The organism is Salinarimonas ramus (genome assembly GCF_014645695.1).
In the GTDB taxonomy this organism is placed as follows: domain Bacteria; phylum Pseudomonadota; class Alphaproteobacteria; order Rhizobiales; family Beijerinckiaceae; genus Salinarimonas; species Salinarimonas ramus.
This window is the reverse complement of the sequence record NZ_BMMF01000022.1, coordinates 1-23373: the sequence shown is the minus strand read 5'-3', so window position 1 is coordinate 23373 and position 23373 is coordinate 1. Positions and strand designations below refer to the sequence as shown.

Below are 23373 nucleotides of genomic sequence, written 5' to 3'. Positions count from 1 at the left end.
TCGACCGCCTCCTCCACCACAGCCACGTCATCACCATCCGCGGTGAGAGCTACCGGCTGCGCGAAAAGCGCCGGAGCGGCCTTCTGCAGAAGGCCGCTCCGGCGCCTAACATCACCACATCAAACAGCGAGGGGGTCAGGTCCTCGTAACGAAAGGGGGTCAGTTCCGGCTGACGCTTGACATCGAAAAAGCACCATGCGGAGAACCAGGTCGCCGTCGGCCCCGAGGAGATCGAGGAACGGCTCGCGGCGGGTTGGTCGCTGCGCATGCGGGGGGAGCGGACAGGCCGGGTAAACCTGGTCTCGCCGAGCGCCATTCACAGGCGTGAACCGCCCGACGACGAATAGGGTCGTCGGGCGGGTGCGCGACCGATGCAGTCGAGCCGGAGGTAAGGCGCGGGATGCCCGTTACGGCCGCTAACGCGTCATTCACCGTCGTTCAATCCGGCATGCGCACGCCCGCCGCCGGAAAGGATGCGGCAGGCGTCGTTTGTTAGCCTTCCTTCGGTGCGGGGAGGCAATCATGAGCCGTCGGTCGACATCGGGAGCGATCCTCCTTGTTTTCGGCATCATGCTCGCGGGTTGCTCCGGGCAAACGCCGCGGATCGACGCGAGGCTCGGCGTCGCACCGAGCCCGCGGGTCGTCGCCGACGGCCAGCCGATCCCCCGCGGCGGCGGGCGCGCGATCGTCGGTCGACCCTACACGATCGGGGGACGTACCTTCGTGCCGCGGCTCGATCCGAGCTATTCGAGCGTCGGCGTAGCGTCCTGGTACGGAGACGCATTTCATGGGCGTTTGACCGCCAATGGCGAGATCTTCGATCGTCACGCCTTGAGCGCGGCGCACCCAACGATGCCCTTGCCGAGCTACGCGCGCGTGACGAACCTCGAGAACGGCCGATCCGTCATCCTTCGGGTCAACGATCGCGGTCCGTTCGCGGGAGGAGAGCGCACGATCGACGTTTCGCGACGCGCCTCCGAGGTCCTCGGGTTTCGACGTGACGGGCTCGCGCAGGTCCGTGTCGATTACGTCGGGCCGGCGTCCCTTGCCGGAAGCGACGATCGCCTCCTCCTTGCGAGCCTGCATACCGGTGAGGAGACGCTGCACGCCGCCTCGGCTGTTCACCTGGCCGGCGAGCCTGCCGCCATCCACCTCGCCTCTGCTCGCGCGATGGGCTCGGAAGAGCCCGCGCTCGACGCTGTCCCGCGGGGGCTTTTGCGCGATGTGGCGACGCCGAATGAGCGTGTGAGCCGTGCATCTGCGAACGCAGCGGCAGCCCTCGACGTACCGAGGCCGCCACGCGATCTTCCGACGACGCCCGGCGCAGACGTCATGGTCTCGCAACGCGCGCCATCATCTCTTCTCCCGAGGGACGTGACGGCAGCGATCGCGTATGCCGCGTCCGATCGTCGACCCGCGACTGGATCGGTCATCTCGCTCGGCGCAACGGGTGGGCTCTACTGACGGAAACTGCGCCTCGAGGTCCGCCGCCGCGCGCGCGGCGCCTCGCGTCGTCGAGGTCGTCGGCATCGCACAGGAGCGCGCTCGAGGGATGGAGCGATGGGCTCGCGGCCGTCGTCGCCGATGCCGCGCGACCCGCGGCACCGTCCTGGCGCGCCTGCAGGGACGCGTCCGACGATCGTGCCGACTGCCGACTCGAGCACGATTCGCTTGGCGACCCGACACGCCGTGTGCGATGACGGTCGAGCAACATGGGCGAGTGAGGCGCCGAGCGCAGACGCGGCGGAGGGCAAGCTTTGACGATCCTGGTGACTGGCGGTGCTGGCTACATCGGCGCTCATGTCGTTCTCGCGCTCCTCGACGCGGGTGAAGACGTCGTCGTTCTCGACGATCTCTCCACCGGCGACCGTGCGTCGCTCCCAGGCTCGGCGCGCCTCGTCGTCGGCGATGTCGGCGACAGAGACCTCGTCGGCCGCGTCCTCGACGAGGCGGGCATCGCAGAGATCGTCCATCTCGCCGCGAAGGTCATCGTGCCGGTATCCGTCGTCGACCCTCTCGGTTACTACGAGGCCAACACCGGCAAGACGCGCGCACTCCTCGAGGTGGCTGTCGCCGCAGGGGTTTCGAGACTGGTCTTCTCGTCGACGGCCGCGGTCTATGGCGTCCCCGACACACACCTCGTGTCTGAAGACCATGTGCCCGCGCCGATCAATCCTTACGGCCGCTCCAAGCTGATGAGCGAGTGGATGATTGCCGATGCGGCCCGAGCGCATGGGCTGAGCTTCGTCATCCTGCGATACTTCAATGTCGCAGGCGCCGATCCTCACGGGCGCGCTGGACAGTCGACGCCAGATGCGACGCACCTCGTCAAGGTGGCCTGCCAGACCGCGCTCGGACAGCGACCGCACCTCGCCATCTATGGCAACGACTTCGGTACCCCCGATGGGACAGGCATTCGCGACTACGTGCACGTCAGCGATCTCGCCGACGCACATCGAGCAGCCCTCGGGCATCTGCGTGAGGGCGGAGAAAGCCTCGTCCTCAACGCCGGTTATGGACATGGCGTCTCCGTGCGCGAGGTGATCGACAGCGTGCGACGCGTGTCCGGCGTCGATATTCCCGTCATGAGCGCGCCGCGCCGGGCGGGCGATCCCGATGCGCTCATCGCGGACGCGTCGCGGCTGCGCCAACGTTTCGCTTGGTCACCCCGGCACGACGATCTCGATCAGATTATTGCGCAGGCGCTTTCCTGGGAGCGGCGGCTCATGGGATCCTAATGCGCTCTGCCTGCGGGGCGTCAGCTCGAAGCTGAACCCTCGATCCAGGTTGTCACTCGGCAAGGTCGGTGCGCGGGAGATCTTCTGCCGATGCGAAAGGCGACGATCCCTTCGGTTCGGCACACGATGAAGCAGCTCTCGCGCAAGCGAAGCCTTTTTGCGACGGCATCGCTTTTGCCTGCCCGTGCCGTAGCCGGCTGATGTCACTCGAGCCGTCCTGTCGTCAAGCCGACGCCGACGAGAACGAGCGCGAGGACGAGCGAAACCGCGATGAGGAGAAGCGGCTGCGGATATGGACGGTTGTTCATCGCCACACGATCCCAACACGTGTTTACGTTGATCCGCGCGGCGATGCATCGGATTTCGATAGCGGACCGTGTACCGATGCCAGCTTCCGCGACGTGCCGGGCGCCGATCCGACGACAGGTGAGCATTTCCGACGCCTAATTTCCTGTGCCTGGTCGCCTGCGCCTCCATCCGACCACGCACGCGTTATGTGGCGAACCTTACCATCGTATGGTAAGCGAGCGCTTAAGCGATGTTAATCGCTTTTCGGTGAAGGACGAACGAACGTGCCCAGACTTCTCGTGACCGGCGGGGCCGGTTTCATCGGCTCGGCGGTGGTGCGGCGGCTGATCGAGGCGACGGAGCACGAGGTGCTCGTCGTCGATGCGCTCACCTATGCGGGCAATCTCGATTCGCTCGCGCCGGTCACGGCGAGCGATCGGTATGCCTTCGCGCGCGTCGACATCGCCGACGAGCGAGCGATCGAGGCGACGGTCGCCGCCTTCGCGCCGGACGTGGTGATGCACCTCGCCGCAGAGAGCCATGTCGACCGCTCGATCGACGGTCCCGGCGCCTTCGTTCGTGCCAACGTCGTCGGCACCTTCATGCTGCTCCAGGCCTGCCTGAAGTACTGGCGCACGCTCCCCGAGGAGCGTCGCGCGGCGTTCCGGTTCCACCACGTCTCGACGGACGAGGTTTTCGGCTCGCTCGGCGAGACGGGCGCCTTCGACGAGACGACGGCCTACGATCCGCGCTCGCCCTATTCGGCCTCGAAGGCCGCGAGCGACCACTTCGTGCGGGCCTGGCACGAGACCTACGGGCTGCCGACCCTCGTCACCAATTGCTCCAACAATTACGGACCTTATCACTTCCCCGAGAAGCTTATCCCGCTCACCATCCTCAACGCGCTCGAGGGAAAACCGCTGCCGGTCTACGGTCGGGGCGAGAACGTACGCGACTGGCTCTACGTCGAGGATCACGCCGAGGCGCTGATCCGCGTCGCCGAGACGGGCCGTTCCGGCGAGACCTACTGCATAGGCGGCAACTCGGAGCGTCGTAACATCGACGTCGTGCGGGCGATCTGCACGATCCTCGACCGGATCGCGCCCGACCCCGCCATCGGCCCGCGCGAGCGCCTCATCACCTTCGTCGCCGACCGGCCCGGTCACGACCAGCGCTACGCGATCGACGCGTCCAAGATCGCCGGCGAGCTCGATTGGCGCCCGCGGCATTCCTTCGAGGAGGGGCTCGAGAAGACCGTGCGCTGGTATCTCGACAATAGGGCATGGTGGGAGCGGGTGCGCTCTGGCGTCTACCGGGGCGAGCGCCTCGGCGTCGCGGTCTGAAGCGGGGAGGGGGTATGGTCACGTTCGAGGAGACGGGGCTTTCGGGCGTTCTGATCGTCACGCCCAAGCGCCACGGCGACGCGCGCGGCTTCTTCTCCGAGACCTGGAAGCGCTCCGCCTTCCGGGAGGCCGGGCTCGCCATCGACTTCGTGCAGGACAACCACTCCCTTTCCGCCGAGGCGGGCACGCTGCGGGGGCTCCACTTCCAGAGCGCGCCCTTCGCGCAGACGAAGCTCGTGCGGGTGCCGCGCGGGCGCGTCCTCGACGTCGCGGTGGATCTGCGTCGTTCCTCGCCGACCTATGGGCGTCACGTCGCCGTCGAGCTCTCGGCGGCGAACTGGCGCCAGCTCCTCGTGCCCGTCGGCTTCGCCCACGGCTTCGTCACGCTCGAGCCCGACACCGAGGTCGTCTACAAGGTCGACGCGGAATACGCGCCCGCGCACGATCACGGGCTCGCCTTCGACGATCCCGATCTTCGCATCGACTGGCCCTTTCCGGCCGACCGGCTCGTCCTGTCGGACAAGGATCGCCGGCATCCGCGCCTTCGCGATCTGCCTGCTTATTTCGACTGAGGGGAGCGATGCGCATCGTCGTCACGGGAACGAAGGGGCAGGTCGCCCGAGCGCTCGCCGAGACCGCGCCCGCGCGCGGCCACGAGGTCGTGCTCCTCGGCCGCCCGGCGCTCGATCTCGAGGATCCCGCCGGCACGGCGCGGGCGATCGCCGGCGCACGGCCCGTCCTCGTCGTCTCTGCGGCCGCCTTCACCGGGGTCGATGCCGCCGAGAGCGCGGCGGACGTGGCCTTTCGCGTGAACGGCGCGGGGGCGGGGGCCGTCGCCGCAGCCGCGGCCGCGCTCGACGTGCCGCTGATCCACCTGTCTACCGACTACGTCTTCTCGGGAGAGGGCGACCGACCGTGGCGCGAGGACGACCCGATCGGGCCGCGCAGCGTCTACGGGGCCTCGAAGGCCGTCGGCGAGGCGGCGGTGCGCGAGGCGGGCGCAAACCATGCGATCCTGCGCACTGCCTGGGTCTATGCGCCGTTCGGGCACAATTTCGTGCGCACGATGCTGCGGCTCGCCGCGACCCGCGAGGAGATACGGGTCGTGGCCGATCAGATTGGGGCGCCAACGGCGGCGCACGACATCGCCGCGGGCGTTATCACGGTGGCCGAGACCCTCGTGCGCGATCCCACCGCCGAGAAGCGTGGGACTTTCCACATGACGGCGGCCGGCGAAGCGAGCTGGGCGGACGTCGCCGAGGCGGTCTTCGCCGAGAGCGCGGCACGCGGCGGGCCTTCCGCGCGGGTCGTGCGGATCACGACGGCCGAGTATCCGACGCCCGCGCGCCGGCCGGCCTATTCGCGGCTCGACTGCACAAAGCTGGCGTCCGTCCACGGCGTCGCCCTGCGGGACTGGCACGAGAGCGTCGGTGCGGTCGTCGCGCGCCTCCTCGCCAATCCGGAGACATCCTCGTGAAGGGTATCGTTCTCGCCGGCGGGTCCGGCACCCGGCTCCACCCGATGACGCTCGTCGTCTCGAAGCAGCTGATGCCGGTCTACGACAAGCCGATGATCTACTACCCGCTCTCGACGCTGATGCTGGCGGGCATCCGCGAGATCCTGATCATCTCGACGCCCGACGACCTGCCGCGCTTCCGACAGCTCCTCGGCGACGGTCGACGCTGGGGGATCGAGCTCAGCTTCGCCGAGCAGCCGCGTCCCGAAGGCCTGGCCCAAGCCTTCCACATCGGGGCGGACTTCGTCGCGGGCGGACCCTCGGCGCTGGTTCTCGGCGACAACATCTTCTACGGCCACGGACTGCCCGAAGAGCTCGCCATGGCGCGGGCACGTGCAGAGGCGGGCGGGGCGGTCGTGTTCGGCTACCATGTCTCCGACCCCGAACGCTACGGCGTCGTCGAGTTCGACGCCGAGACCGGCCGGGCGATCTCGATCGAGGAGAAGCCCACGGCGCCGCGCTCGAACTGGGCGGTCACGGGCCTCTACTTCTACGACGCCGAGGTCGTCGAGATCGCCCGCGCCGTGACGCCCTCCGCCCGCGGCGAGCTCGAGATCACCGACGTGAATTGCGCCTATCTCGAGCGCGACCGCCTCTCTGTCGCCAAGCTCGGGCGCGGCTTCGCCTGGCTCGACACCGGAACCCCCGAGAGCCTGCTCGAGGCCTGCGAATTCGTGCGCGCGCTGGAGAAGCGCCAGGGCTACCGCATCGCCTGTCCCGAGGAGGTCGCCTTCCAGATGGGCTGGATCTCTGGCGACGACCTTGCCGCCCTCGCCGCCGACATGGGTAAGTCGGCCTATGCTCAGTATCTCGCGCGGATCGCCGGGCAGGCCGAGTAGGGCGATCGACCATGACGGTGCCCACAGCCGTGAATTCCGCGGCGACCGGTCACCCATCCTCGCGGAATTCACGTCGTGCGCACAAGCTACCAAGCTGCGCTGCCATCAGGACGCTGCCGAAGGCGACGCGAGCGCGCGAGACCCTCGCCCCAGCGATGACGCGGCGGGAGCGAGAGGCCGGTGTAAGGAGCCCCGAAGAGATTGAGGTTTGGGCTATAGCACGGATCCGACAGCATAACGTTGTGCCATCGGGACGAGACGAGCAATTCCTCCCTGCGCTGCTGAGCTCGATCGGGTCCGTGCGTCGGCCGTCCTCGTGACGCGGATTCGTGGTGGTAGAGCACGATGTCCGGATCGCAGATATTGGCGTAGCCGGCGTCGCGAAGGCGCAGGCAGAAATCGACGTCATTGAACGATACGGCAAGACCGGTCGCGTCGAAGCCACCCGATGCTGCAAAGAGCGACGCGCGACAAAACAGCGTCGCAGCCGTGACCGCGGCGAACTCCGTGGTCGCGTTCAAGATCCCGCAATAGCCAGCGGCATCGGCGCCTTCATGGACGAACGCGTGGTCCGCGATGCCGCCCTGGCCGGCGACGACGCCAAAATGTTGAACTGTCCCGTTCGGATAGAGGAGTTTCGCGCCCACGGCGCCGATCGCGCGTCGGCGACAATGGGCAACCGCGCGTTCGATCCAGTCCGGCCGAAGGACTTCGACATCGTTGTTGACGAACCCCAGAATGGCGCCTCTCGCGCGCTCCGCGGCAATATTGCACATCGCGGCAAAGTTGAAGGGTCCGACATAGGGCACGACCGAGAACGTACCTTCGGCAGCACCCTTGCGCAGAAAGTCTCGTGTGCGCGGGCAGTCGCTCTCGTGATCGATGACGATGATCTCGAGGTCGGCCCAACGCGTATGGCGCGTGATGCTGCCAATGCATGTAGCGAGTAGATCATGACCGTTCTTCGTCGGAATGATCAGCGATACGCAGGGCTTGAGACCGGGATCAGCGAAGTCCTCGTCAAGGGTCAGGCCTTGTGGCGGCGGCTCCTGACAGTCCAGAATGTCTGCGACCATCCGTGCCTCGACTGAAGACCAGCGGAGAGCTGTATCCATCCCCCGAATCACAGCGGCGATTTCCGGAAGGTGAAGGACGCCGTCCGGGTCGATACCAACACGCGCACCGGAGGCGTCGGAGCACGGCTGCTCGGGATCGGCGGGGACGTGCAATATCAGCAAGACACCGTGACGGTAAGCCTGCGCGCCGTGTCGACGCGCTCGGGCGAAATCCTCGCCAGCGTCATGATCGAGAATAATCTTGCGTCCTACGGCGTGCGCGGCGGAAACTTCAGCTTTGTCGATCTCGATAAGCTGTTGGAGATCGAGGCTGGCGCGACGATGAACGAACCTCGGCAGGTCGCGGTGCGCAGCGCCGTCGAGAAGGCGGTGGCCGCCCTCGTGCTCGAGGGAGCCGACATGGGCGTATGGCAGTTCCGCGACCGCGAGCTCGGGCGCGATCTCATCGCCGCCTATAGAGCGGAGAAGTATGGCGACCCGCAGGTCGCATCCGTCGCGCCCCCCGCCGTCGCGGCCGTGACCCCGGACCCGACGAGATCGGTTCGGACGATCCCGGTGCCGCGTCCGCGTGAGACGGCCGCGACGCCCTCGCCGGCATCCGCCGCTGAGGGGACCGTCGGTTCAGAACCGCCGCCGGCAGAGCCTCCTCCGCCCACCCCCGACGAACCTGCGCTCGGAGCTTTGTCTCCCAATCGCACCTTGGCCACCCTCTACGAATAGAGACGGGGGCGCAGCGGATGAAGTGGCTCTTGCCTGTACACGCGATCTGATCACGCGCGCAGACGAACCCTCGCGCCCAGAGCGCGGAGGACCGGCTTCGTTCGAAGAGCGCCGACGTCCGCGCGACGGCAAGGCGTTCTGGCGCCCAGCTGCCGCTTCCGTTGACGCGTTCTCGGGGGGGGGCGTTTCGGACGACGCAGAGCCGCGCGCGCAGCGTGAACCGCAGCGCATCCGCCTCATCACGTCTGGGGTCAACTGTCGACGGCGACCGGGCATGGGCTTTGACGACGGATTCGGGCGTGGCGAGACGGGTTCAGACGATAGGATGATGCGCAGCCAGGGCGGGCTCCTTGCGCGAGGCGTCGTGATCGGACCGTCATCGACGCTCCGTCGACGGCGGCCGCCGTACGGATTTCGGACACACCGTGGGACGAGAAGAACACAAGGATGTAGCCGCTGTCGTCTCGCGTCGCGGCCATGGTGCGAGCGTAGAGCCAGGTAGCCGCCGCGATACTCTCGCGATGACACCCAGAACGGGCGACGCGGCGACGCGCGCCTGTCGACGCCAGTCGCACTTCACGTTTGATCAACCTCAGCGCTCGATCATCTGTACGAGGAGACGAGGCATGCGTCGCTGGCCGTCGAGCAGCGCCGGGCGGCGGGCGCCGACGCGCTCGTCGAGCGCTTCGACACGACGGATGTCGACGAGCGGGATCAAGAGCCAGCCGTCCTCGTCGGCGTCGCGTCGCCACGCTTGCAGAACGAGGTCGCCGCGCGCGCCATAACCGAGGGCCCACGGCTCCAGCAGGCGCGAGCGCATGCGATGCTCGATCCGGACGAGCCTGCGGTCGAGAATGGCCCGCCCGATCGTGAGTTCTATCTCGGAGCGCTCGGCGAAAATCATGGACGCGATCGCTTCGGTTGGCCTCGTAAGTTGAAAGCGCTGAGCCCAAGGCGGGCGCCGCTGCGTCCGATCGCACGATCGCGCAGACGCTGGAGGGCGATCAGAGGCGCGCGTCCTCGAGGGGGAACGCGCGCCGGAGCGTCTTCATGGCCTCGAGGGGGCGCTCCGCACGCAGGTGCCCTTTCGCTTCGGCAAGGGCTGCGCCGATCTGCGCGCATCCGATCTCGCGCGCTGTGCGTCCGAAGGCGTCCTCGAGCGTTCGTGACGCCGATGCGTCACCCGGAGGAGATTGGAGCACACACTGGATCTTCAGGTAGAGCCGCCGCAGCGGCGTCCTCGCGTCCTCCTCGCGGATGAGGAAGCGCTCAACGAGAAAGTGTGCGTCGTTCAGCACGGTGAGACTGGCGCCGGACGGTGCGCGCACGATGCCGCCGTTTAGGAACGCGATCTCGTTCTTGCCGAGCGAGAATTGTCGAGCCGAGCGCATCCGATGTCTCCCGTGGATCATGCGTGTGCTCACGACTGTCGTAGCCCTCCCTTGTGCGGGGCTTGCGCCGATCGGTGCCCGGCTCTGCGCGTCGGCCTTCGGTTCTCTTCGACACCGCGCATGGAGGAGTGGGATGCGAGATCCTCGGCGGCTTTGCTCCCGCAGCGTCGCTCCGCGGCGACACTCACGCCGGCACGCGCGCGAGAAGATCGGGGCGCACCGGCTGCGGATGAGGGGAAGGGCGCCCGACGAGATAGCCCTGCGCTTCCGAGCAGCCGATCCGCCGCACGAGCTCGAGCTCGGCCGGCGTCTCGACACCTTCCGCAGTGACCGGGATGCCGAGACGCCGCCCGAGATCGACGATCGTACGCAGGATGATGGTCGCGTGAGCGTCGGCGCGACCGCTTACGAAGGCGCGATCGATCTTGATCCTGTCGAACGGGAAACGTCGGAGATATCCGAGGCTCGAATAGCCGGTGCCGAAATCGTCGAGCGCGACTCGGACGCCGAGCCCCTGCAAGCTGTGGAGCGTTGCGATCGCGTCGTCGTCGTCCATGAGGACGCTCTCGGTCACCTCGATCTCGAGCCTCTCCGGAGCAAGCCCGCTCGCCTCGAGCACGTCCCTCACGCGCTCGACGAGACCGGAGCGCCGAAGCTGCACGGGCGAGATGTTGACGGCGACCCGCAACTCGGACGGCCAGGTACCGGCCTCCCGACAGGCGTGTTCGAGAACGAAGGCCCCGAGGTTCACGATGAGCCCGGTTTCTTCCGCGAGCGGAATGAACGCCGCCGGGGACACCAATCCCCTGACGGGGTGGCGCCAGCGCACGAGCGCTTCGTAGCCCGTCGCGCGCCCGGTCGTCACGTCGATCTGCGGCTGATAATGCACCTCGAACGCATTCGCGTGCACCGCCTCGCGCAGCTCGAGCTCCAGGCGCCGTCGATCGTTCTGGGCTTCGTCCATGGCCGCTTCGAAAAATCGGTACCCGTTGCGACCGTTCTCCTTCGCCCGGTAGAGCGCGAGATCCGCTCGGGCAAAGAGCGTCTCCGCAGACGCTGCATCGCCGGGCGCAAGGGCGATCCCGAGGCTCGAGCCGATCGAGATGCGCCGATCGCCCACGAGGAACGGCTCCCCCAGCGAGGTGACGATGCGCTCCGCGAGGAGCCGCGCTCCGTTCGGTTGCCCTGGCCCGATCTGGAGAATGGCGAACTCGTCGCCGCCGAGGCGTGCGAGAAGGTCTTCGCGTCGCAACACGGCGCTTACACGCTCCGCGACGGACCGCAGCAGCGCATCGCCGGCGGGGTGGCCCATCGTGTCGTTGACCGCCTTGAAGCGGTCGAGGTCGAGGAGGAGAAGCGCTGTCTGCCCACCGTGCCTGTCGATCTCCGAGAGACGGCGCGTCAGAGCGTCCATGAAGGCGCGTCGGTTCGCGAGCCCGGTGAGCGGATCCTCGAGGGCGCGCCGACGCGCCTCCTGCTCGGCCTCCTTCAAGCGCGTGATCTCGACCCGGAAGCCGATCATGCGGGCCGGCGCGCCTCGTTCGGTCCAGGCGACGATGCGTGCTCGATCATGCACCCAGATCCAGCGACCATCGGCGGCACGAACGCGGTACTCGGCGGCGTAGTGCGGCGTTTCTCCGCCGAGATGAGCATGAAGCAGCTCGTCGCGTAAAGCACGATCCTCCGCGTGCACCGTGCGCGTCTCGTCCGCACGGCTGAGGCGAGACCCCGCCGACGGCGTGCCGAGCATACGGTGCCAGCCGTCGTCGACGAGGATCTCGTCGCGCGCGAGATCCCAGTCCCACAGACCGCCGCGGGACGCCTCGAGGGCGAGAGCAAGCCTGCTTTCGCTCGTACGAAGCGCGTCCTCGCGCCGCCGGATCTCGGCTTCCGCCCGCTTGCGCTCCGTCACGTCCATGTTGAGGCCGACGATCCGCGTTCCCCCGTCGTCGCGCACGAGGCGGCCGAGCGCGTGGATCCAGCGCTCGCCGTCGGCCCCCGCGATGCGAAACTCGACATCGTAGACGCCGTCGTCCTCCAGGGCGCGCCGTGCCGCCGCGGCGATCGTGCGCCAGTCGCCTCCATGCAACCGCGATCGGAACTCGGCCTCCGTGACGCGCGAGGAGATGCGCTCCAGGTCGAATCCGCACAGAAGCAGGCTTTCGTCCGAGAGCTCGGCCGTCTTGGCATCCACATCCCAGATGAAGCTGCCCGCGCGGGCTCCGCGCATGGCGAGATGCAGGAGAGAGGTCTTTTCCTCGAGCGCCTCGCGGTCGCGCACGAACTCGTCGATGTCGAGGGCCGTATGGAGCCATTCCGACGAGGAACCTTCGCCGTCGGATCGCGCGGGGGATGAAGTGAGCTGGTGCCACCGGAAGGACAGGTCCGGTTGAACGAGACGCGCGCTCCAGCGGATCGTCTCGTCGGTGGCCAGGGCGTGCTTCTTGAGCGCACCGAGCGTCTCGCGATCGTCGGGATGGTAGCGTGCCAGGCGCTCGACGGCCGACGAGCCGTCCTCTCCGAAATACCTCCGCGCGGCAGCGTTCATGTAGAGCATTCGCCCGGTGCGATCGGTCACCCAAACGAGGTGCGGGAGACCTTCCGCAAGGGCACGGTAATAGGCCTCGCGCCGTTCGAGCTCGCGCTCGGCTCGTCTGCGGGCGGTCACGTCCGCATAGGTGCGCAGTTCGCCACCGCCATCCAGCGGAACGGCACGCACCTCGATGATTTGCCCGTCCGCCCGCACGCGGTCGCCATGATCACCGATCGACGATGGGCTGGCCGCCCCGGCGCGCGCCGGCGCGCTGTCGCCGGCGAGCGCCGCGTCGATCACCACATCGAGAACCGGCTTCTCGTCCATTGTGGCGCGGGCAAGCGCCAGGATCTCGAGTGCGCGGGTATTGTACACCGCGACGCGACCCTCTCGGTCGAGGGCGACGAGACCCTGGTCCATCTGGCCGAGGGTCGCGTGGATGAGCGCTTGGTGCGCCCGCAATGCAGTGTTCTGCCGCGCGATCACCTCGGCATCATGTCTGCGCTTGCGATGAACCTCCTCCATGAGGACGCGTTCACGGTGCGCGATGAGGAGCGCGGCCACCGCGCCCGCGAGATCCGTCAAGGCCGCGCGCTCTTCCGAACCGAACGCGCGCGGCTTCGTATCGATGACGCAGACCGTCCCGACGGCGCACCCGTCCTCGAGGCGTATCGGCGCTCCGGCGTAGAAGACGATCCTAGGCTCTCCTGTGACGAGCGGGTTGTCCTGGAAGCGCGGATCGAGGCGAGCGTCTTCGACGACGAGGCCGTCGGGGCATGCGATCGCGCGATCGCAGAAGGCGAGTTCACGGGAGGTCTCGTCGACCTCGAGACCACATTTCGCCTTGAACCACTGCCGGTCCGCATCGACGAGCGAGACGAGTGCGATCGGCACGGCGAAAAGGCGACACGCGGTTCGGCAAAGCGCGTCGAAAGCGGTTTCGGGAGGAGTATCCAGGACGGAGAGTTGACGCAGGGCGCGCAGGCGCTCGTGCTCCGGAACCGAATGATGCAACATGGTCTGCGTGCCTTGGCCAGACGGTCGATCGACCGTCTTGAACGCGCAACGCTATGCAGGCGAACTTCAACAAAGGCTAAACTCGGCCGCCCCCGGCGTAGCCACGAGGGCGCCGCGGCCTGCGTATCGGCTAGGAGCGGCGCCCGTCGCGCGATCGTCGACGCCGCATTCCGCACGTGCCGTCGCCGGTCGACGCCAACGCGTCGGCGTTCCGGGTCCGCATCGCCCGATCGTCGGCGCGTCGAGCCCTCATTTGCACCGTTGCTGTGGCGGCCGAGATGCCAATTCGTCAAGCGCCCGAACCGCAACACTCTGTCGGACCGTTCGGGCGACGTCAGGTTCTCAGCGTCTAGAACGTGCGCGGCGGCCTGCGCTCAGGAGGCTGGTGCGCGACCGAGCTGCGCGAGCGGCGGGTATCGCGGGCTTGGCTGCGTTGCCCAAGGCCGCATCGGGCATGTCGCGATCTGTGGCCACGATCGCCTTCAGGCTCTGTATCGCGGCGAGACGCAGTGCTGGCGACCTGATGCGCCCGAACTCGGCGACGAGGGTCGTCGCCATGTCGTCGAGGAGGGGCGGTGCGCCCGCTCCGTCGTCGCCCAGAAGGGACGACGGACCGACCTCGAGCACGCGCGCGATCTGGACGAGCCGGGAGATGGCGACGCGATCCGTGCCGTTCTCGTATTTTTGCACTTGTTGGTACGTGACGCCGACCGCAGTCGCAAGCTCGCTTTGCGAAAACTTCATCGCTTTGCGCGCGAGCTTGATGCGCAAGCCGATTTGCTTGTCGAGATCGGTTGTCGCGCGTACGCTACCCGCAACCTTATCCATATAAACCTCCGAGCAGACGATTCGTGCGCAACACGACAATACATGAGTGGCGCGGATGGAAAAGGTGCTGTGAAGGGAATACGGGAAAGAAGCAGGCATGTGCTGCGCTGCTCGCCCTTTTGCCATGGCGGCTCTGGCGTGCATCATCTAATTCGGTTCGCTTTTTTGTAGCTTCCGTAGGAATGGCGTCTTGTCTACCCGAGCGCGATCTTTGCAGCGATTGCCTCTCTCTACTGTAGTTCGCAAGAGGCTACGAGGTCGCGGCGTCGCCGCACCTGGATTCGAGCCGTTCCAGGGCATCGGCCATGGCGAATTGAAGAGCGACGAGAAGATCGATGCTCTCCTGCAGTGTGAATGCGAGCTGGACGCCAGTTCCAGTCGGCAAAACCACGTTCAGGCCGATCCAGTGTCCGCAAGGTGATCGACCGGCTTCGAAACCACGCTGCTTGGAGGAAGCGAATTCACCGATCCAGACACTTTCGAAGCGATTTTGCCTACGTGTCATTTCCACGCGCGGGCAGTGTGCCAGGGAAGCGAGGATGTCGAGGCTCGTTTCGTCAGGCATGGCTGCATCACCTTGAGGCTACGGCCAACAATCCTTGTTTTCGCTGAGTGGTCCTTATCAAAATGCGCGAGTTTCGCAAGGTCATGCCAGGCGGTTCTTTCTCTAGCGCCGATGCACCGAGCTGCGTCCTCGAACGGAGTGCCGCGTGTGAAGCGGGTGCGGCTCACGACGGCGCGGCTGCCGAAGAGAGGTCGCGTGGCGCGGCATGCCGTTGCGATCGGTCGGATTTATGCGACACGCGCCAGACTTGTCCGAGTTCGGCGATGCACGCTGGTCATGCACCGTCGGCCGCGTCGACGACCGACAGAACCGATTGAGCGGAAGGCTCCGACGCCGACCCTGACGCGCGGCTGCCCTTCAAGGGGCTCCTCCTCCGGCTGCCGGATCGACGAGGTAGAGGATCTTCATCGCGACGTCCCAACTGACAACCGCCGAGATCCGCACAAGGGCATGCCCGCCGCCGACGTCGTTGACGTGTATACCCGCCACCGCGTCGTCGTCCCGCTCGTCTCCCTTCGCCGTCGGCAACCTCGTGCGTACGTCGAGGGCTTTCACGTCGCTTTCTGGCGACTCTCGCGAAAACAAAGCTGCCGGATCGAAGCCGAGGACACTCCCGAGCGCCTCCACCTGGACGCGCGTTCGCGGCACGCTCTTCCCCTTGGCATATGACCAGACGCTGACATCGCTGATCCGAAGCCCGGCCGGAAGGTGTTCCTGCGCGCGCGCGGCGGCCTCCTTGTAGGTGTATCCCTTGCGCTTCACGCCGGTCCAAACGGCCCGGCTGAACGCGTCTCGATCGATGGGCAGCGTCGTCTCCCGCCGCATGTCGCCGCCTTTACTGATCAAGACATCGCCGCCTCCACACGGTGGCGAGCGTCAAATCGCCGCTTTCGATCACGTGACGATCGATCGCGTCAGTTAAATCTGATACTCCGGGGCGATGCAAGGCTTGGCCGGTTGCTGCGCCCTCGCTCTCTCCACGAAATCGCATCGAAGCCGCCGACGGCTGTGCTGGGCCTGCGCAGTATCGTCAGCGTCGAGACTTCGATCGGTCGGGCGCAATGCCCATGGCCTCGGCCCTTGTCTGGTCCATGGCAGCGATCAGAGCGTCGACGTCGTCGACGAAGCGCCGCAAGGCCCCGGCCGAGCCGTCGGCGCCGAGCTCGGCGTTCCAGAAGTCGACGAGGAGCCAGCGGCGCAAGACGTCTGCCTTGAGGGCTATGTCCGGCGGCTTCGTGATCGTCGTCGACATGAGGTCTGCGGCCATGGCATCGAGCCGGACGATGCTTTCGCGAAAGGCTGCGGCGTCGCGCAAAGCCGCTTGACGCTCGAGCTCCGTGACGAAGCGCCGATGGCGGGCCTCGATCGTGTCGTTGCGCGCCCCGGATGGCCGATCAATCCGCTCACCAACCGTGGAGGCAGCAGGCCCTTCCGCCCGGTATCCAGTCCTGTCGTGCCGATGTCCGTCGTCACGCATAGCCTACGCCTACCCTCGTGCGCCCTCGCGGTATTGCATCAGATCCGGTAGCGAGCCGCATACCCCATTTGGGTTAGGTTGGTGCTTTCCGAGGGCGAACCCATGCTCGTTGATTGACGTGGCGCCGGGTACCACGAACGGCGTATGGACATTAACTTACCCCTATTTATCTTTCTTGCTAATCGTTTGTTCCTCGCCGGTTAGTTCGAGTGGACACGTCAGATCGAGTGGACGGCACGATGATTTTCGCCATCGGCATCATCGCCGGCGCCGTAGCCGGCGCGCGCGGCATTCACGTGTTTCCCTTCGCGGCGACCGCGTTCGGCGCGGCCCTTGGCGTCTTCGTGTTGACGCTCGGCGTCGGCCCGGATCTTGCCGCCGCCCTCATCAACGCCATCGCCATCGGAGCAGGGCTTCAACTCGGCTATGTCGGTGCGGTCGCCACCCGTGCTCGACTTGCACGAAGAGCGGAAAGGAGCCGCTCTCGCCCGGACTTCGACGTGTCGACCGTCCGCGAGGCGGAGCGTGAAGAGCGCCGATGAGCGCCTCAGCGCGATAGCACGAACACCATGCGCACGACATCGCTCTGACGCGCCGCGCCGATGCGCTCTCGGAGGTCGCGTAGATGCGTTCTCGCCGTGTGGAGCGAGATCTGGCGCTCGGCAGCGTGGTCTGCAAGCCGACGCCCGCGTGCGAGCGCAAGCGCGAGCTCCGCCTGCGAACGTGTGACCCCGAAGGCCTCGACGACGTCGTCGATCGTGGGGAGAGTTGGCGTGCGAATCGGCCTGATGCGCAGCATCGCCGCTGCCTTCGCCGATCCGATGATGGGATGTGCGTCGAGAAGAACGGACGAGCCGTCGCGGGCCGCAACGACGATCTCACGAGGTCCGGCCGTGCTCCCGCGCATGCCGATCGAAACGGCGGCGGCAAGGGCGGCGTCGACCTGCTGTCTCGAGAGAGCGCGCACGGCCGTCGGAATACCGTCCTCAATTGAGATCGTCTGCGCGGCGTCGATGAGAGCGCGCGCGGCCGCATTGACGCGAAGGACCCGCATCCGGCGGTCGACGATGATGAGGCCCTCCTCGAGCGATTCGATCAGCGCTTCATAGTCGTCCGTCGCGAGGCCGGGATCGGCGATCGGGAGGCTCCATGCGCGCGCGAAATCGGGCGCGAGTACGCGCATCGCCCGAACGATATCCTCTTCGAAGGCGCCATCCGCCGCGTGGCGATGGAGGGTCGGAACCACGAGACGGGCGCCGTACTCGACGGCTGCGAGCAGGTTCTGCCAGCATTCCGGCCAGCGTCGATAGTGCTCATTGTGAACCGGACAGCGGGCGATCTCGCCCGGGCTCATCAGATCGGCGGTCGTCATCACGCCTCGACGGCCGCCCCGCACGATGCGGTCGGCTCGTAAATCCTGTCCGGCATAGGTCCGATCGTACTCGAGCATGCCCTCGGGAGCGACCGGCCACGTTTCCACGGCCGACGCGGTGCCTTCCGTGTCGCCCACATGGATGGTGACACGTCGTGCCGAGAAGGTCGTCGCGAGTGCGGGCAGAAGTCCGCTCCAAGGCTCGAGCCCCGACCCGGCGGCGTAGAGACGCTCGCGAAGAAGGGCGACGTCGGTCTCCGAAATCCTGGTCATGGCGCCCCCGGCGTTCTGCCGCCCCCGACGACGAGGATGCAGCCGCAGGGCGAGAAGATCAAATTCCGATGTTCCGATCTTCGCAAAGCCGTCGGGTGCGTCGATGAGGCCCTCTGCTTTCTGCGGACGAGGCGCGGCCTCTATCGAAGCCGATGTGGACGTCGCCGGCGGTGGCAACCGCGCCGATCCAGAGCTCCACCAGCCGCGTGACGGTGAAGGTCGACCATCGTGCGCAGGATACCGGCGTCGGGGGCTCTCTCCACGAAGTCTCGCAGGGTCTTCGGTCATCGCTGGTCTTCCATGCGGGTCGATCTATGCTAACGCGCTCGGTTATGTCGTATATGATCGTCCGAACCGACAGCGGGCGACTTGGCGGGGGGGGCAGCCGAACGGCTCCGCTCCTACGGCAGGAGCAGGCCCAAGTGCGAGGACCACCGTCGGCGCCATCGCTCCCGAGATGCACTCGCAGAATTGCTTCGCGCCCGGCGCTGTCGGGAAGGGCGATTTCGATGGTTTGTCGAGGCGGCTCGCCCGTCTGAGCACCGCATCGACGCGGTTCGCGTCGTCGCAGGCGCCGACCAGCACAAGTCAGGGCGAGCCGAGGCATTCGTCGATCACGCCAGTGGCAGCATTGGCGCGTTGAACTTGTAACGACGGCGGCAGTCGGCAACGTTGGAGGAAGAGCTCGCGGACGGTCTCCTGTGCGCCGTAGCGGCGTCGGGTTCACGACGCGACGGAGAGGCAAGTCGGGTTTAGTGGGGAATGCGCGGCAAAGGCCGGCTATGGTCGGCACGGTAATGATGGTTCACGCCGTGACAAGAAGCGGGTCGTGTCCCCGGTGGTGTTGTAGCTCGACGAGAGCGGAGCCGTCCGGCCGCGCGCCCTCCATAGCGCCGTAGCGGACGGACGGCTTCGCGGGGTGGTCGTCGACGGTCTGCAGTAGGGTCGGGTTGCGAAGACCAACCTGAACCGAGCACCACCGATGACCGACGAGATGATGGCCCTGCGCGGGCTCGTGGAGAAGACCCCCGACGCGGATATCCTGCGCGAGATGATCGGGTTTGCCGCCGAGCGGCTGATGGAGCTCGAGGTCGGTGCGCCGACCGGCGCCGGCGACGGGGAGAAGAGCGCCGAGCGCGTCGTGTAGCGCAACGGCAATCGTAACCGGGACCGGGAGACGCGGGCCGGCACGGTCGAGCTGCGCATCCCCAAGCTGCGCAAGGGCAGCTACTTTCCGGGCTTCCTGGAGCCGCGGCGGATGGCGGAGAAGGCGCTCACCGCCGTGATCCAGGAGGCCTACATCCAGGGCGTCTCGACCCGCTCCGTGGACGACCTCGTCAAGGCCATGGGGATGAGCGGCGTGTCGAAGCGCCGGGTGAGCCGGCTCTGCGGAGAGATCGACGAGCGGGTGAAGGCCTTCCTCGACCGGCCGATCGAGGGCGACTGGCCCTACCTGTGGATCGACGCGACCTACGTGAAGGTGCGCCAGAACGGCCGCATCGTCTCGGTGGCGGTGATCGTCGCGGTGGGCGTCAACACCGACTGCCGGCGCGAGGTGCTCGGCATGGACGTCGGCCCCTCCGAGGCGGAGACGTTCTGGACGGCCTTCCTCAGGAAGCTCGCCCGGCGCGGCCTGCGGGGCGTGAAGCTCGTGATCTCTAACGCCCACGAGAGCATCAAGGCCGCCGTCTCGAAGGTGCTCACCGCCACCTGGCTGCTTGACGCTGGTTTGGAGGCTCGCCCTCGGAATCGAACCGAGGCTGACGCACATTGCACTGCGCGTGGGTAACCGCTCCCCCAGCGAGCCAACGTCGTTATCTAACATTCTGCTAAGAAGTTTGTCACGAGAAAAGATTATGAAGATTAACGGAAGCAATGTCTACCTGTAACTGATCCCCACGCGAGCATGCCTCGGTCGATCAAGACGATGGCCAGTGTCCCGACGAACGCGCCGATCCAGCATCGCCCTAGACGCCGAATTCATATTCGCCGTTGTCGCTCGACCTGATGTCGATCTTGGTGGCGTGCCTGGAGCAGAGCTGAGACCGCTTTCGGCGATCGCGTACGGCTCCGCCCCCCGCATTCTACCGCTGCCGCGCAGCGAGATCCGTCGGACGGTTGGTAGGACACGACGCAGGGGCATTCTCGACATCATGACTGGCCTTTCATGTTGTTCGTGCGGCGACGGCCGCTATCTAAGATGATGCGGATGCTGTCCGTGTAGCTCGCCCTAGCGTCGGCGCCGCCGCCTCCTGTGCTGCAACATGGGCCGTGTCCCAGCACGTGGTGCACGAGGATGTGACGGAGGGCGGCGCGCGGAGCTCCTCAGTGGACACGGCGTAGCCGAATCCGCGCGTGACGGTCAGCAACTCGTGGCGCAGGGCGACCATGGCGTCGATGCGCGCGGACGTGACGTCGATCGGCAGAGCGCCGCCGATCCGGCTGGCGTCGCCGAACAGAAGAGCATCCGAGCGGTCGGCGATCTCGCGCAGGGCACCGAAATCTGCGCGGTAGCCGGTGGCCGACTGGACGGCGCTCACGGTGACGAGGCGCGTGTTCCCGTCGACGGCTCGCGCGAAAGCCTCGGCCCCGGCCACCCGTCTTTCACCAGCATGACCTCCGGCTTCAAGATGCGCAGAAGCCCTCGATCTCCCGCAGGACGCGCTCCCACGAAGGCTCTTCCGGCATGAGAACCTCGTTCTCGCTGTCGAGCGATACGAGGCGCGCATCGGGGATCGCCGAAGCGATCATCGTACCCCGCTCATATGGGACGACGCATCGGCGCGCGCGTGCAGGACGAGCGTCGGCACCTCGACATGTCCGAGAGGGTCGGTCACGTCGCTGCGGTCGCAGGCGCGACGGAGCGCGACCGCACCTTCGGGGTAGGTTGTCCGCCTCTACAGGTCGCTGACGCCGTGGACCTGCTCGTAGGTTCCGTTTGGTAGGCAGAGGGTGTGACGGCCTGCATGCACGCCGGGTCCAGCGAGCCCGGCCCGCCTGCATCATCAGCACGGTTATGTCCGCCTGCTGATGATCGATGGGCGTTCCGCGCCGCCCCGCCCTTGCGCGTAAGCCCCGCACTGCCCGAACGCGCTGAAGGACGACGTGTCGAGCGGGTCACCGCCCAGACCGCCGCGATCCGCGAGGACGACGCGCCGCTGGCGGGCGCGGTCATCGCGGACGTCGTCACCATGAACGGCGTGCGAATGACGCTCGAGGACGGCACTCGGGGCCTGGTCCGCACATCGGCGAACAAGCCCGAGCTCGTGGTCATGGTCGGAAGGCCGGTCTCGCAGGGCCACATGCGGGCGACGTTCGCGATGGTGGACGGCGTGCTGCGGGAGAGTTCGGAGGTGGGAACGTACAATCAGCAGATACTTCGTAGAGCTTCGTTTTGCTCCGGCGCGAAACGTCGTTTTCAAAGTTTCCCGGTCACAAGATAAGGGCGTTGTGGTTTTCTCTTTCGAGCCGGAAGCAAAAATCTGCCATCTATCTCTGCGCCGGTCAGCTCGTCGGGTACAAGCGCGTGGATCTCGCGGTGGAGGCCTTCACCCGCATGGGCAAGCGCCTCGTCGTGATCGGAGAGGGGCCCGAGCGCGCCCGTCTCCAGGCCATGGCCGGCCCGACGATCTCCTTCCTCGGACGCGCGCCCTTCGACGTCCTGCGCGAGAGCCTCGCCCGCTGCCGGGCGCTCGTCTTCCCCGGCGAGGAGGATTTCGGCATCGTCCCGGTCGAGGCCATGGCGAGCGGGCGCCCCGTTCTCGCCTATGGGCGCGGCGGCGCGATGGACACCGTCGTGCCGGGCGTCACCGGCCTCCTCTTCGAGCGCCAGACGGCCGATGACATCGTCGCAACGGTGGAGCGCTTCGAGCGCGAGGAGACCCGTTTCGACTCCTTCGTGCTGCGGCGGCATGCCACCGCCTTCGACGCCTCGGTGTTCAAGCGCAGGATGGGGGCTCTCGTCGAGGAGGCGCTTGCGGCGAGCGCGCGCCTGCCCGTCGACGACATCGCCATCGCACGCTCGCGCCTCGCCCCGGCCGCGCCCGCACGCGTGCCGCTCGTCGCCACCGCGCCGTGAGCCCACGATGACGATCCTCGTCACCGGAGGCGCCGGCTATGTCGGCGCGCATGCCGTCCTCGCGCTCCTCGACGCGGGCGAGCAAGTCGTCGTGCTCGACGATCTCTCCACCGGCAGCCGCGCGGCGGTGCCCGATGGCGTGCCGCTCGTCGTCGGGGACGTGGGTGACGCGGCGCTCGTCTCCCGCACCATCGCGGACCACCGCGTCGACGAGATCATGCATTTCGCGGCGCGCATCGTGGTGCCGGAGAGCGTCGCCGATCCACTCGGCTACTACGAAGCGAATACGATGAAGACGCGCGCATTGCTCGCCGCTTCGGTGGCCGCGGGCGTGCGGCGGCTCGTCTTCTCCTCGACGGCCGCGGTCTACGGGGAGCCCGCCGGCTCGACGCTGACGGAGGATGCACCGCTCGTGCCGATCAACCCCTACGGCCGTTCCAAGCTGATGAGCGAGTGGATGATTGCCGACGCGGCGCGGGCGCACGCACTGGGCTACGTCGTGCTGCGCTACTTCAACGTCGCCGGCGCCGATCCGAAGGGGCGAGCCGGGCAATCGACGCCGAACGCGACGCATCTCGTCAAGGTCGCCTGCCAGGCCGCGCTCGGTGCCCGGCCGGAGGTGGCGATCTACGGCGATGATAACCCGACGCGCGACGGTACCTGCCTGCGCGACTACATCCAGGTGAGCGACCTCGCCGAAGCGCATCTGTCGGCATTACGGCATCTGCGCGAGGGCGGAGACGGCGCGGTCTTCAACTGCGGTTACGGCCGCGGGGCCTCGGTGCACGAGGTGATCGAGGCGGTGAAGCGCGTCTCCGGCGTCGATTTCCCCGTAAGGCGCGCGGAGCGCCGCGCCGGCGACCCGGCCTCCCTCGTCGCCGACACGACCCGCATCAGGCGGGTGCTGGGCTGGTCTCCGCGCTTCGCCGACCTGCATACGATCGTCGCCCAAGCGCTTGCGTGGGAACGGTCGGTCTCTCCCGATGCCGATGGCCGAACCTATGCACGCGCTCGGATCGCTGCGTCAGTGAACGCATAGCAGGAGGAAGCTCGCGAGCGTGGCTCGAGAAAGATATTGGACGACGTCGATTGGCTCTCATCAAAACTTCCTTCGCATTCTACAAGCAATAATGCCGGATTTTTGCAGGATTGCATTTGAGGACTTAGACGCGCGAGTGCAGTCTTCGCCTCTATCCCGGATCGGCGATCGCGCTGGCGGCTTCGGGCCGAGGCCGTGTGGAAACGCCCTCGAATATGCTAAGCTTCAGCTCTCTACACGGGGAGCTTCGGGATGGGGCGTTTCGTCGAGGGCCAGGATC

23 protein-coding genes and 1 pseudogene are annotated in these 23373 nt (G+C 66.9%); 13 read left to right on the top strand and 11 right to left on the bottom strand.

Annotation, left to right across the window (positions count from 1 at the left end; all coding sequences use genetic code 11):
• From IEX89_RS24575 to rfbA, 7 genes are all read left to right on the top strand, one after another.
• The coding region (locus IEX89_RS24575) for an ATP-binding protein (RefSeq protein WP_244645673.1) at window positions 1-149 on the top strand (149 nt) is incomplete at its 5' end.
• 373 nt (window positions 150-522) lie between these two features.
• Window positions 523-1464, top strand: a complete 942-nt coding sequence (locus IEX89_RS23745) for a septal ring lytic transglycosylase RlpA family protein (RefSeq protein ID WP_188915777.1) — start codon at window positions 523-525, stop codon at window positions 1462-1464.
• 293 nt (window positions 1465-1757) lie between these two features.
• The gene (gene galE / locus IEX89_RS23740) at window positions 1758-2738 is read left to right on the top strand and encodes a UDP-glucose 4-epimerase GalE (protein WP_188915776.1); all 981 of its coding nucleotides are present in this window, start codon (window positions 1758-1760) and stop codon (window positions 2736-2738) included.
• 572 nt (window positions 2739-3310) lie between these two features.
• Window positions 3311-4369: a dTDP-glucose 4,6-dehydratase gene (rfbB, locus tag IEX89_RS23735; RefSeq protein WP_188915775.1), complete on the top strand. Its 1059-nt coding sequence runs from the start codon at window positions 3311-3313 to the stop codon at window positions 4367-4369.
• A gap of 14 nt (window positions 4370-4383) precedes the next feature.
• A complete protein-coding gene (gene rfbC, locus IEX89_RS23730) occupies window positions 4384-4941 on the top strand; it encodes a dTDP-4-dehydrorhamnose 3,5-epimerase (RefSeq protein ID WP_188915774.1) in 558 nt (185 codons plus the stop codon).
• A gap of 8 nt (window positions 4942-4949) precedes the next feature.
• Window positions 4950-5846 carry a dTDP-4-dehydrorhamnose reductase gene (gene rfbD, locus IEX89_RS23725; RefSeq protein WP_188915773.1) on the top strand — a complete coding sequence of 299 codons (897 nt, stop codon included), beginning with the start codon at window positions 4950-4952 and terminating at the stop codon, window positions 5844-5846.
• Window positions 5843-6724 (top strand): glucose-1-phosphate thymidylyltransferase RfbA, encoded by an 882-nt coding sequence (rfbA, locus tag IEX89_RS23720; protein ID WP_188915772.1) that lies wholly within the window; start codon window positions 5843-5845, stop codon window positions 6722-6724. Before rfbD ends, rfbA begins: the two co-directional genes overlap by 4 nt.
• An 86-nt stretch (window positions 6725-6810) precedes the next feature.
• Here the strand turns inward: rfbA and IEX89_RS23715 are convergent, their stop codons facing one another.
• Window positions 6811-7800: a glycosyltransferase family 2 protein gene (locus IEX89_RS23715; RefSeq protein ID WP_188915771.1), complete on the bottom strand. Its 990-nt coding sequence runs from the start codon at window positions 7798-7800 to the stop codon at window positions 6811-6813.
• A 69-nt stretch (window positions 7801-7869) separates the two neighbouring features.
• Between IEX89_RS23715 and IEX89_RS23710 the strand changes: the two genes are divergently transcribed.
• A complete protein-coding gene (locus IEX89_RS23710; protein WP_188915770.1) occupies window positions 7870-8520 on the top strand; it encodes a CsgG/HfaB family protein in 651 nt (216 codons plus the stop codon).
• 592 nt (window positions 8521-9112) lie between these two features.
• On the opposite strand, the gene IEX89_RS23705 is transcribed toward IEX89_RS23710, so the two are convergent.
• From IEX89_RS23705 to IEX89_RS23675, 7 genes are all read right to left on the bottom strand, one after another.
• Window positions 9113-9424 (bottom strand): hypothetical protein, encoded by a 312-nt coding sequence (locus IEX89_RS23705; RefSeq protein WP_188915769.1) that lies wholly within the window; start codon window positions 9422-9424, stop codon window positions 9113-9115.
• Between the two features lie 100 nt (window positions 9425-9524).
• The gene (locus IEX89_RS23700; RefSeq protein WP_188915768.1) at window positions 9525-9911 is read right to left on the bottom strand and encodes a flagellar biosynthesis repressor FlbT; all 387 of its coding nucleotides are present in this window, start codon (window positions 9909-9911) and stop codon (window positions 9525-9527) included.
• Window positions 9912-10095: 184 nt separating this feature from the next.
• Complete coding sequence (locus tag IEX89_RS23695; protein WP_188915767.1) at window positions 10096-13461, bottom strand: EAL domain-containing protein; 3366 nt, start codon at window positions 13459-13461, stop codon at window positions 10096-10098.
• Between the two features lie 342 nt (window positions 13462-13803).
• A complete protein-coding gene (locus tag IEX89_RS23690) occupies window positions 13804-14289 on the bottom strand; it encodes a helix-turn-helix domain-containing protein (RefSeq protein ID WP_188915766.1) in 486 nt (161 codons plus the stop codon).
• 250 nt (window positions 14290-14539) lie between these two features.
• Window positions 14540-14854, bottom strand: a complete 315-nt coding sequence (locus tag IEX89_RS23685) for a hypothetical protein (protein ID WP_188915765.1) — start codon at window positions 14852-14854, stop codon at window positions 14540-14542.
• Between the two features lie 357 nt (window positions 14855-15211).
• A complete protein-coding gene (locus IEX89_RS23680) occupies window positions 15212-15700 on the bottom strand; it encodes a hypothetical protein (RefSeq protein ID WP_188915764.1) in 489 nt (162 codons plus the stop codon).
• A 184-nt stretch (window positions 15701-15884) separates the two neighbouring features.
• The gene (locus tag IEX89_RS23675) at window positions 15885-16331 is read right to left on the bottom strand and encodes a hypothetical protein (protein ID WP_188915763.1); all 447 of its coding nucleotides are present in this window, start codon (window positions 16329-16331) and stop codon (window positions 15885-15887) included.
• Between the two features lie 239 nt (window positions 16332-16570).
• Here IEX89_RS23675 and IEX89_RS23670 point away from each other — a divergent pair, with 239 nt between their 5' ends.
• A complete protein-coding gene (locus tag IEX89_RS23670; protein WP_188915762.1) occupies window positions 16571-16873 on the top strand; it encodes a hypothetical protein in 303 nt (100 codons plus the stop codon).
• 5 nt (window positions 16874-16878) lie between these two features.
• On the opposite strand, the gene IEX89_RS23665 is transcribed toward IEX89_RS23670, so the two are convergent.
• On the bottom strand, window positions 16879-17976 hold the full coding sequence (locus IEX89_RS23665) for a helix-turn-helix transcriptional regulator (protein WP_188915761.1): 1098 nt from the start codon (window positions 17974-17976) through the stop codon (window positions 16879-16881).
• Window positions 17977-18958: 982 nt separating this feature from the next.
• Here IEX89_RS23665 and IEX89_RS23660 point away from each other — a divergent pair.
• Window positions 18959-19690, top strand: a pseudogene (locus IEX89_RS23660) (IS256 family transposase); the annotation flags it as partial.
• A gap of 481 nt (window positions 19691-20171) precedes the next feature.
• On the opposite strand, the gene IEX89_RS23655 reads toward IEX89_RS23660, so the two are convergent.
• Complete coding sequence (locus IEX89_RS23655; RefSeq protein WP_188915760.1) at window positions 20172-20573, bottom strand: aminotransferase class V-fold PLP-dependent enzyme; 402 nt, start codon at window positions 20571-20573, stop codon at window positions 20172-20174.
• A 28-nt stretch (window positions 20574-20601) separates the two neighbouring features.
• Window positions 20602-20727 (bottom strand): hypothetical protein, encoded by a 126-nt coding sequence (locus IEX89_RS24675; protein ID WP_280513938.1) that lies wholly within the window; start codon window positions 20725-20727, stop codon window positions 20602-20604.
• Window positions 20728-20942: 215 nt separating this feature from the next.
• Here IEX89_RS24675 and IEX89_RS23650 point away from each other — a divergent pair, with 215 nt between their 5' ends.
• Genes IEX89_RS23650 through galE (IEX89_RS23640) form a run of 3 tightly spaced genes read left to right on the top strand, consistent with a single transcriptional unit; the run spans window position 20943 to window position 23093 of the window.
• Window positions 20943-21419, top strand: a complete 477-nt coding sequence (locus tag IEX89_RS23650) for a hypothetical protein (protein ID WP_188915759.1) — start codon at window positions 20943-20945, stop codon at window positions 21417-21419.
• On the top strand, window positions 21371-22054 hold the full coding sequence (locus IEX89_RS23645) for a glycosyltransferase (RefSeq protein ID WP_188915758.1): 684 nt from the start codon (window positions 21371-21373) through the stop codon (window positions 22052-22054). The genes IEX89_RS23650 and IEX89_RS23645 overlap by 49 nt, the downstream gene beginning before the upstream one ends.
• 7 nt (window positions 22055-22061) lie before the next feature.
• On the top strand, window positions 22062-23093 hold the full coding sequence (gene galE / locus IEX89_RS23640) for a UDP-glucose 4-epimerase GalE (RefSeq protein WP_188915757.1): 1032 nt from the start codon (window positions 22062-22064) through the stop codon (window positions 23091-23093).
• Window positions 23094-23373: the final 280 nt, after the last annotated feature.

Bases quoted from the DNA above. Each gene is read 5' to 3' on its own strand.
- IEX89_RS23745 (WP_188915777.1), top strand. From the start codon at position 523: ATGAGCCGTCGGTCGACATCGGGAGCGATCCTCCTTGTTTTCGGCATC.
- rfbC (WP_188915774.1), top strand. From the start codon at position 4,384: ATGGTCACGTTCGAGGAGACGGGGCTTTCGGGCGTTCTGATCGTCACG.
- rfbD (WP_188915773.1), top strand. From the start codon at position 4,950: ATGCGCATCGTCGTCACGGGAACGAAGGGGCAGGTCGCCCGAGCGCTC.
- IEX89_RS23715 (WP_188915771.1), bottom strand. From the start codon at position 7,800: ATGGTCGCAGACATTCTGGACTGTCAGGAGCCGCCGCCACAAGGCCTG.
- IEX89_RS23705 (WP_188915769.1), bottom strand. From the start codon at position 9,424: ATGATTTTCGCCGAGCGCTCCGAGATAGAACTCACGATCGGGCGGGCC.
- IEX89_RS23700 (WP_188915768.1), bottom strand. From the start codon at position 9,911: ATGCGCTCGGCTCGACAATTCTCGCTCGGCAAGAACGAGATCGCGTTC.
- IEX89_RS23695 (WP_188915767.1), bottom strand. From the start codon at position 13,461: ATGTTGCATCATTCGGTTCCGGAGCACGAGCGCCTGCGCGCCCTGCGT.
- IEX89_RS23690 (WP_188915766.1), bottom strand. From the start codon at position 14,289: ATGGATAAGGTTGCGGGTAGCGTACGCGCGACAACCGATCTCGACAAG.
- IEX89_RS23685 (WP_188915765.1), bottom strand. From the start codon at position 14,854: ATGCCTGACGAAACGAGCCTCGACATCCTCGCTTCCCTGGCACACTGC.
- IEX89_RS23675 (WP_188915763.1), bottom strand. From the start codon at position 16,331: ATGCGTGACGACGGACATCGGCACGACAGGACTGGATACCGGGCGGAA.
- IEX89_RS23670 (WP_188915762.1), top strand. From the start codon at position 16,571: ATGATTTTCGCCATCGGCATCATCGCCGGCGCCGTAGCCGGCGCGCGC.
- IEX89_RS23665 (WP_188915761.1), bottom strand. From the start codon at position 17,976: ATGACCAGGATTTCGGAGACCGACGTCGCCCTTCTTCGCGAGCGTCTC.
- IEX89_RS24675 (WP_280513938.1), bottom strand. From the start codon at position 20,727: ATGATCGCTTCGGCGATCCCCGATGCGCGCCTCGTATCGCTCGACAGC.
- IEX89_RS23650 (WP_188915759.1), top strand. From the start codon at position 20,943: ATGCACGCCGGGTCCAGCGAGCCCGGCCCGCCTGCATCATCAGCACGG.
- galE (WP_188915757.1), top strand. From the start codon at position 22,062: ATGACGATCCTCGTCACCGGAGGCGCCGGCTATGTCGGCGCGCATGCC.